The organism is Roseobacter sp., from assembly GCF_024639605.1.
In the GTDB taxonomy this organism is placed as follows: domain Bacteria; phylum Pseudomonadota; class Alphaproteobacteria; order Rhodobacterales; family Rhodobacteraceae; genus Roseobacter.
Genome location: NZ_JAHEHZ010000161.1, coordinates 1 through 6754 on the forward strand (window position 1 = coordinate 1; position 6754 = coordinate 6754).

Sequence of the window (6754 nt, forward strand, 5' to 3'; positions counted from 1 at the left end):
CCGACGAACACGTCATTATTATTCTTGATTCCGCCTATTTCCCCTATCGCACCGCCATAGCCGAAGGCGACACCATCCGGTTCGTGAATGTCAGCGGCGCTACCCTGTCGGTGACACATGTGGACGGCCTCTGGACCACGCCGCCGATGAAAGAGGGACAGGAGATGATCGTGAACATCGATCCGGAGATGGTGGGCAAATATTTCGGCTGGACGACGCGCCGCATTACCGGCGAGCTGGAATACGCAAGCAATGTGGTGACCAACTGATGTTAAGTCTGCGCGCAAGCGGGGTTATACCGGCTCTGTGAGCTCCGGCCCCTTTGCTCGGTTCGAATTAACCTTCCGGTCCACGCGGTACATCTCCAGCGCATTCTCCGGGGCTGCTTTCATCAGCCGGGCTGCACCCTGCCCGGCTTCGCCGAGCCAGAGCGGCCAGTCATCCGGTGCCAGGATCACCGGCATGCGGTGATGGATCCGGCTCATGGTTTTGTTTGCCGCAGTGGTCACCAGCGCACAGGTGCGCAGGGTTTCGCCCTCAGGCCCGGTCCAGTCCTGCCAGATCGCAGCCATTGCCAGCGGTCCGCCGTCTGATGCAAAGATGTGCCAGGGGTCCCGCTCTCCCTCCGGCGTTTTTGTCCATTCGTAAAATCCGGTGGCCACCACGATCGCACGACGCTGCCGGACAGCGCTGCGAAAGGCGGGTTTTTCAGCGATGGTTTCTCCCCGCGCGTTGATCAGCAGCGGGCCACCGTTTGTCTTTTTATACCAGTGCGGCAGAAAGCCCCAGCGCATGGCCGACAGCCGGCGGGGTGCGTCGTCACCGCCGGTGATCGCATGGATACGGTTGGTCGGACAGACATTGTAGTCGGGCACCTCCGGCAGGTCGTTGTCCGGTTGCGCCGCAAATAGCTGTGCCATCGCGTCAGAAGGCAGGGTAATGGAAAACCGTCCGCACATGCGTTGAATTTAGCAAGTCTGCCCGCAGACGCCAGAGACGAAAAACGCGCCCCCGGGGTAAGGGGCGCGTTTCGTTTTTTCAACACATACCGGCGTCGCTTATTTCATCGTAATGCGGCCGTCCTCGTAGGGTTCATAAGGCGCGTTGGCCGCGATAAATTCAGCCGTGACATCCGCAAGGTCCGGACCGAAATCATAGGCGTTCTGCGCATCTTTGAACATGTCATAGCCGTCACCGCCGTTGCGTACATAGTTGTTGGAGACAACGCCATAAAGCTTCTCCGGATCGACCGGCGCACCACCGATCATCACATCACTGACGCGGCTGCCGGCAGGTTGTGAGACATCAAAAGCAAAGCTCATGCCCGAGACCTGCGGGAAGCGCCCTGCCCCCTCTTCGTGCTGGCTCACACCGTTTTCCAGAGCTGCGACGAGGGTCGCACCGGTGACCTGAAAGGTGCTCAGCGTGTTCTGGAAAGGCAGAACGGTCAGCACTTCGCCCATGGTCACTTCACCGGCGTCGATGCTGGCGCGGATACCACCGCTGTTCTGGATCGCCACGTCGATGCCCTGATCCTTCACCCGGGCCAGCATGGCGTCGGTGATCAGATTGCCCATCGCGCACTCCTGCGCCCGGCAGGTATCGCGCACGCCGACGATCTCGGAAGCAGTTTCGGCCACGACCTTGTTGCGGATCTCTTCCAGAGGTGCTGCGGCTTCGCTGATCCGGGCCACAGTGGCCTCATCCGCAGTCACGGCGGCGTCCATGATAACGGGCTCGCCGGTGGCTTCGGTGATGTTGCCGTCGTCATCGAATGTGACGTTCAGCTCTCCCAGAAACTTGCCGTAAGCATAGGCCTGAACGATCGCGGTGCTGCCCACCATAGTCGGATACGGGCCTGCCGCTCGGTCGCTGGTGTTCGACAGCAGCGTATTGGAGTGTCCGCCGACGATCACATCGACACCTGTGGTTTCCGAGGCGACACGCTGGTCGGTTTTATAGCCTGAGTGGCTCAGCACGATGATCTTGTTCACGCCCTCCGCCGTCAGTTTGTCCACTTCGCCCTGCACTGCAGCGACAGGATCGGAGAAGGTGATGTTCGGACCCGGTGAGGCCAGTTCGTCAGTATCCTCAGGCGTCAGGCCGATAAGGCCCAGCTTTTCGCCGCCCCGCTCGATCACCACGGATTTAGCCAGAGTGTCGGCCAGCAACGGCTCGGCGGAGACATCCGCGTTCGACATCAGGACCGGGAATTCAACCGCATCCATGAAGCCGCGCAGCACTTCGGGGCCGTCGTCGAACTCGTGGTTGCCCACGGTCATCGCGTCATAGCCCATCTTGTTCATCATCTCGGCGGCAAGCGCCCCTTTGTAATAAGTGTAAAAAAGAGTGCCCTGGAACTGGTCGCCGCCATCCACGAGGATCGAGTTGTTGCTGCGCGCCCGCGCGTCGGCCACGGCTGTGACCAGCCGCGCAGAGCCGCCAAAGCATTCGCCGGCCGCGTCGTCTTCGGCCGAGCAGCCGCTGTCATATTTGCTGATCGGCTCAAAGCGTGCGTGAAAATCGTTGGTATGCAGGATGGTCAGGCTGTACTCTGCCGCGGCCATCCCGGTTGTCAGTGCCAGCACAGCGCCGGCAGTCAGGAATCGTTTCATGATTTTTCCCCTCAGAACGTTCGCCGGATATCGTGGCGCGGTTCCGGGGGGCTGTCAAAGCATCTGTCGGGCCGGTGGGTGCTGCCCCTGCGTCAAAGCCTGTTTTCTGCCCGCTTGACGCAGCCCGTCTCCGGAGGCATCACGCTGGCATGATAATATATAAGATATTCCGCAGCCCCGAGTGGGCACATCTGCGCAGCGAAGGCGAAACCCGCGGCGCTCCCATCGACATCAGCGACGGCTATGTCCATTTCTCAACTGCCGCCCAGGTTGCGGAAACAGCCGCAAAGCATTTTGCGTCAGAAGACGGCCTGATGCTGCTGGCCATCGACACAGACCGGCTTGGCGATGATCTGAAATGGGAAAAGTCGCGTGGTGATCAGCTCTTTCCGCATCTTTTCCGCGTCATGAAGCTCGACGATGTCCTCTGGGCGCAGCCTTTGCCACTGAAAAACGGCGCGCACCAGTTCCCCGCAGGCTTTGAAGAGGCCGCCGGGTGATTGGCGGCCCGGCGGGAGCGCGCGGGTGAGCCGGACGGTCGAAAAGATCGGCATGACCCTGCTGCGACGGCTCGACCCTGAGACGGCGCATAAGGTTGCGCTGCGCGTGCTGCAGACGGGCATGGCATCCGCGCCCGGGCCCGTGACCTCAGAGCGTCTGCGTACCCGGGTTGCAGGCATTGACCTGCCCAACCCTGTGGGGCTCGCTGCCGGCTTCGATAAAAACGCCGAGGCGCCGGGGCCCCTGTCGCGGGCGGGTTTTGGTTTTCTGGAATGTGGTGCTGCCACGCCGGAGCCACAGCCGGGCAACCCCCGGCCCCGCCTCTTTCGTCTGACTGCCGACGCCGCGGCAATCAACCGTTTCGGTTTCAACAACGACGGGATGGAGGCCATCGCTGAGCGGATCGCGGCGGCGGATACGGTTGTGCCGGTGGGCATTAACCTCGGTGCCAACAAAACCAGCCCTGACCGCGCCGCGGATTTCGCGAGTGTCATGGCGCGCATGGCGCCGCATGTCAGCTTTGCTACGGTCAACGTCTCCTCGCCCAATACAGAAAAGCTGCGCGATCTGCAGGGGGCAGACGCGCTTGCGGCCCTGCTCGACGGGGTGATGGCGGTGCGCGCGGACACGCCGGTTTTTCTGAAGATCGCGCCCGACCTGACACCACAGGAGATCGGCGATATTGCCGTGGTGGCGAAAGATGCCGGCATTGATGCGATCATTGCCACCAATACGACAATCGCGCGCGATGGCCTGACCAGCCCGCAGCGCGGCGAGGCCGGCGGGCTGTCCGGCCAGCCGCTTTTTGAGCCCGCCACGCGGGTTCTGGCGCAGCTTTCCGGCCTTACGGATATCCCGCTCATCGGCGTCGGCGGTGTGGCCAGCGGGGCGCAGGCTTACGCAAAAATCCGTGCAGGCGCCAGCGCTGTGCAGCTTTATACCGGTCTTGTGTATGGCGGGCTGTCTCTGGCCACCAGAATAGCCGAAGAACTTGATGCGCTGCTGGCGAAAGAGGGCTTTGCAAACGTGGAAGAAGCCCGCGGCACCGGGCGCAGCGACTGGCTCTGAACGGGATATATCAGGTTTTACGAGGCCGGTCTGCCGGGCGAAACTGCGTGCTTTTCAGTCTTCGCCCGCCTCAGCCTGACGCTCAAGCGCGGGATACCGCAGCCCGAGTGTGACGCCCCGCGCGACAAATGAGACAAGCAGCGCCAGCCACAGACCATGATTGCCGAACAGCGGGATCAGCAGGAAAATCGCGGCCCAGTAAATACCGAAACTCAGCGCCATCATATTGCGCATGTCCCGGCTGCGCGTCGCGCCGATGAAAATACCGTCCAGCATCCAGGCCGCACATCCCGCCAGCGGCGCCAGCACCATATAAGGCAAAAACTGACCGGCCACGTTCTGCACCTGAGTATCCTTTGCCATCAGCACGATCAGCCACTCACCGACCAGAGCAAAAATCAGCGCCATGCTGACACAGATCACCATACCCCAGGTCGACGTGACAAGCGCTGAGCGGCGCACAAATCCCCGGTCGCCGCGCCCGATGGCCCGCGCGATCAGCGTTTCAGCGGCAAAGGCGAAGCCGTCCATTGCATAGGCGGTAATGTACATGAACTGGATCAGCACCTCATTGGCTGCCAGCGTCACATCACCGAAACGCGCGCCGATGAATACAAACGACGAAAAGATGATCATCAGCATCGCCGAGCGCAGGAGAATGTCGGTATTCAGAAGAGCCATGCGGATAAGCTTTGCCCGGTTGAAGATACGCGGCCAGTCGCGCCAGTCGGGCCGGCTGAAGGCGCCCCGGCAGAACCACAGACCCAGCGCCGCACCTGTGATCTCGGCGATTACTGTCGCCACGGCGACGCCGCCGACACCCCAGTCGAAAACCAGTACAAAAAGCAGATCGAGCAGGATGTTTGTGCCGTTCATGACAAGCTGCACCCAGAAGACACCGCCGGTGCGCTCCATCGCCACCAGCCAGCCGGTCAGCGCGTAGACGGCGATCGCGGCCGGGGCAGTCCAGATCCGGATGCTGAGATAGGTCCGGGCAAGGCTTTCGACCTCTTCGCTGGCAGGGGCCAGCTGCAGGGCGGCAAAAAAGATGAGCGGCTGCAGGATGATCAGCATGACGCCGCCCGCCAGCCCCACAAGCAGTGCACGCGTCAGCCATGCGGAAACCTCTGCGTCGTCGCCTGCTCCTTCGGCCTGACCCACAAGCCCGACCGTGCCCATCCGCAGAAACCCGAATATCCAATAGAGGGTGCTGAGAATAATCGCGCCGAGGCCGACAGCACCGATGGGGGCTGCTTCGCCCATCTGACCCACGACGCCAACGTCAACGGCTCCGAGGATGGGGACAGTCGCATTGGACAGCACGATCGGAAGGGCAATTTTCAGGACACGGCGGTGGGTCACCGCCGCTCGCGCAGGAGCGCTGGTGTCAGTCACGCTTCGGCGGCATCAGAAAATGCCCCGTCGCCTGAGCAAAAAGCCGGTCGCGGTTGTCCTGCCAGGCCTCGACATGCACGCTGGCATAGCGCCGGCCGGAGCGGTTGATACGCGCCCGGGCATAGGCGTCACGTGGCAGGCCTGAGCGCAGATAATCGGTCGAGATGTCGATTGTTTTGGGCAGTCGGGGCAATTCACCGGCCTCAAGACCCGCGGTATCAATCGCACCGGATTCCACATCTTCCCACAGATAGGTCCAGCTCAGCGTGATAATTGCCGTGACCTCCAGAAACGCCGCCGTCACGCCGCCATGGATTGCCGGCAGCAAAGGGTTCCCGATCAGTTTTTGATCGAACGGCAGAATACCCGTAAGCTCGTCGCCACGGCGCTCGAAGCTGATGCCGAGATAGCTGATATAGGGCACACCTCCGACCAGCGCGCGCAGCATGGCATCGCGGCGTTGTTTAATGACCTGAACCGGTTCAGGTTTGCGGCGTGGCTCTCTCATCGGCTGCCCTCCACGGTAAAGGATCCGGTCGCCGCGGCCACCGGGTTATCCTCATCCTCATCCACCGCGGTTGCGCGCACAAAGGCAACCGTCCGCGTCACGTGATAACAGGTGGCGGTTGCTTTGATGCGCTGTCCGGGGGTCGCGGCCCGCATGTAATCGATGCGCAGATCGATCGTGGCCGTCCCGCCGGGGTTTTCGGGATGACTCATCACTGCCGCCCCGCAGCAGGTGTCCATCAGGGCCGACACCGCCCCCCCGTGGATCACACCGGTCTCCGGGTCGCCCACCAGCTTTTCATCATAGGGCATCTCGATCACAGCAATACCGTCACCCATATCGGTCAGTTCCATGCCCAGTGCCTTACTGTGCGGTATCGCCTCGATAAACTGCCGTGCGATATCTGTCTTGCCTGCCATTCAGATGAAACTCCGTTTGCCTGATACCCAGACGGGGCCTGGATTTCCTTTATCAGCGCAGACGCCCCCGGAGAGCAAGAGCAGGAGTTGCGCTCCTGCCGGATGAGGCCTACCCTGTGACCAGGGAGAGAGAGAGTTCATGGTATCTGACCGTCTCACATTTAAAGAGATGTGCGCGGAATTTGATGTGACACCGCGCACGTTGCGGTACTACGAATACATCGAACTTTTGCAGCCGGACCGTGAAG

Annotated in this window: 9 protein-coding genes; 4 read left to right on the top strand and 5 right to left on the bottom strand. The window is 61.5% G+C overall.

Annotation, left to right across the window (positions count from 1 at the left end; genetic code table 11):
• Positions 1–269: hypothetical protein (locus tag Q0M35_RS15995; protein ID WP_295317111.1), on the top strand; the 269-nt coding region annotated here is incomplete at its 5' end.
• Between the two features lie 24 nt (positions 270–293).
• Here the strand turns inward: Q0M35_RS15995 and Q0M35_RS16000 are convergent.
• Together Q0M35_RS16000 and Q0M35_RS16005 are read right to left on the bottom strand one after the other, a co-directional pair.
• Entirely contained in the window at positions 294–959 is a 666-nt protein-coding gene (locus tag Q0M35_RS16000) for an SOS response-associated peptidase (protein ID WP_295317115.1), read from the bottom strand.
• 99 nt (positions 960–1058) lie between these two features.
• Positions 1059–2615 (bottom strand): bifunctional metallophosphatase/5'-nucleotidase, encoded by a 1557-nt coding sequence (locus Q0M35_RS16005; RefSeq protein WP_295317129.1) that lies wholly within the window; start codon positions 2613–2615, stop codon positions 1059–1061.
• A gap of 149 nt (positions 2616–2764) precedes the next feature.
• On the opposite strand from Q0M35_RS16005, the gene Q0M35_RS16010 reads away from it, so the two are divergent.
• Both Q0M35_RS16010 and Q0M35_RS16015 read left to right on the top strand, forming a co-directional pair.
• On the top strand, positions 2765–3115 hold the full coding sequence (locus tag Q0M35_RS16010) for a DUF952 domain-containing protein (protein WP_295317132.1): 351 nt from the start codon (positions 2765–2767) through the stop codon (positions 3113–3115).
• 25 nt (positions 3116–3140) lie between these two features.
• A complete protein-coding gene (locus tag Q0M35_RS16015; protein WP_295317133.1) occupies positions 3141–4184 on the top strand; it encodes a quinone-dependent dihydroorotate dehydrogenase in 1044 nt (347 codons plus the stop codon).
• Positions 4185–4238: 54 nt separating this feature from the next.
• On the opposite strand, the gene Q0M35_RS16020 is transcribed toward Q0M35_RS16015, so the two are convergent.
• Genes Q0M35_RS16020 through Q0M35_RS16030 form a run of 3 tightly spaced genes read right to left on the bottom strand, consistent with a single transcriptional unit; the run spans position 4239 to position 6506 of the window.
• Positions 4239–5579, bottom strand: coding sequence for an MATE family efflux transporter (locus Q0M35_RS16020; protein WP_295317135.1), 1341 nt, complete (start codon positions 5577–5579; stop codon positions 4239–4241).
• Complete coding sequence (locus Q0M35_RS16025) at positions 5572–6087, bottom strand: PaaI family thioesterase (RefSeq protein ID WP_295317142.1); 516 nt, start codon at positions 6085–6087, stop codon at positions 5572–5574. The genes Q0M35_RS16020 and Q0M35_RS16025 overlap by 8 nt, the downstream gene beginning before the upstream one ends.
• Entirely contained in the window at positions 6084–6506 is a 423-nt protein-coding gene (locus Q0M35_RS16030; RefSeq protein ID WP_295317147.1) for a PaaI family thioesterase, read from the bottom strand. Before Q0M35_RS16030 ends, Q0M35_RS16025 begins: the two co-directional genes overlap by 4 nt.
• 139 nt (positions 6507–6645) lie before the next feature.
• Between Q0M35_RS16030 and Q0M35_RS16035 the strand changes: the two genes are divergently transcribed.
• Positions 6646–6754: MerR family DNA-binding transcriptional regulator (locus Q0M35_RS16035; protein ID WP_295317148.1), on the top strand; the 109-nt coding region annotated here is incomplete at its 3' end.

What these genes read in the sequence shown, in the direction of transcription:
- Q0M35_RS16005 (WP_295317129.1), bottom strand. Translation starts at nt 2,615, where the DNA reads ATGAAACGATTCCTGACTGCCGGCGCTGTGCTGGCACTGACAACCGGG.
- Q0M35_RS16025 (WP_295317142.1), bottom strand. Translation starts at nt 6,087, where the DNA reads ATGAGAGAGCCACGCCGCAAACCTGAACCGGTTCAGGTCATTAAACAA.
- Q0M35_RS16030 (WP_295317147.1), bottom strand. Translation starts at nt 6,506, where the DNA reads ATGGCAGGCAAGACAGATATCGCACGGCAGTTTATCGAGGCGATACCG.
- Q0M35_RS16000 (WP_295317115.1), bottom strand. Translation starts at nt 959, where the DNA reads ATGTGCGGACGGTTTTCCATTACCCTGCCTTCTGACGCGATGGCACAG.
- Q0M35_RS16010 (WP_295317132.1), top strand. Translation starts at nt 2,765, where the DNA reads ATGATAATATATAAGATATTCCGCAGCCCCGAGTGGGCACATCTGCGC.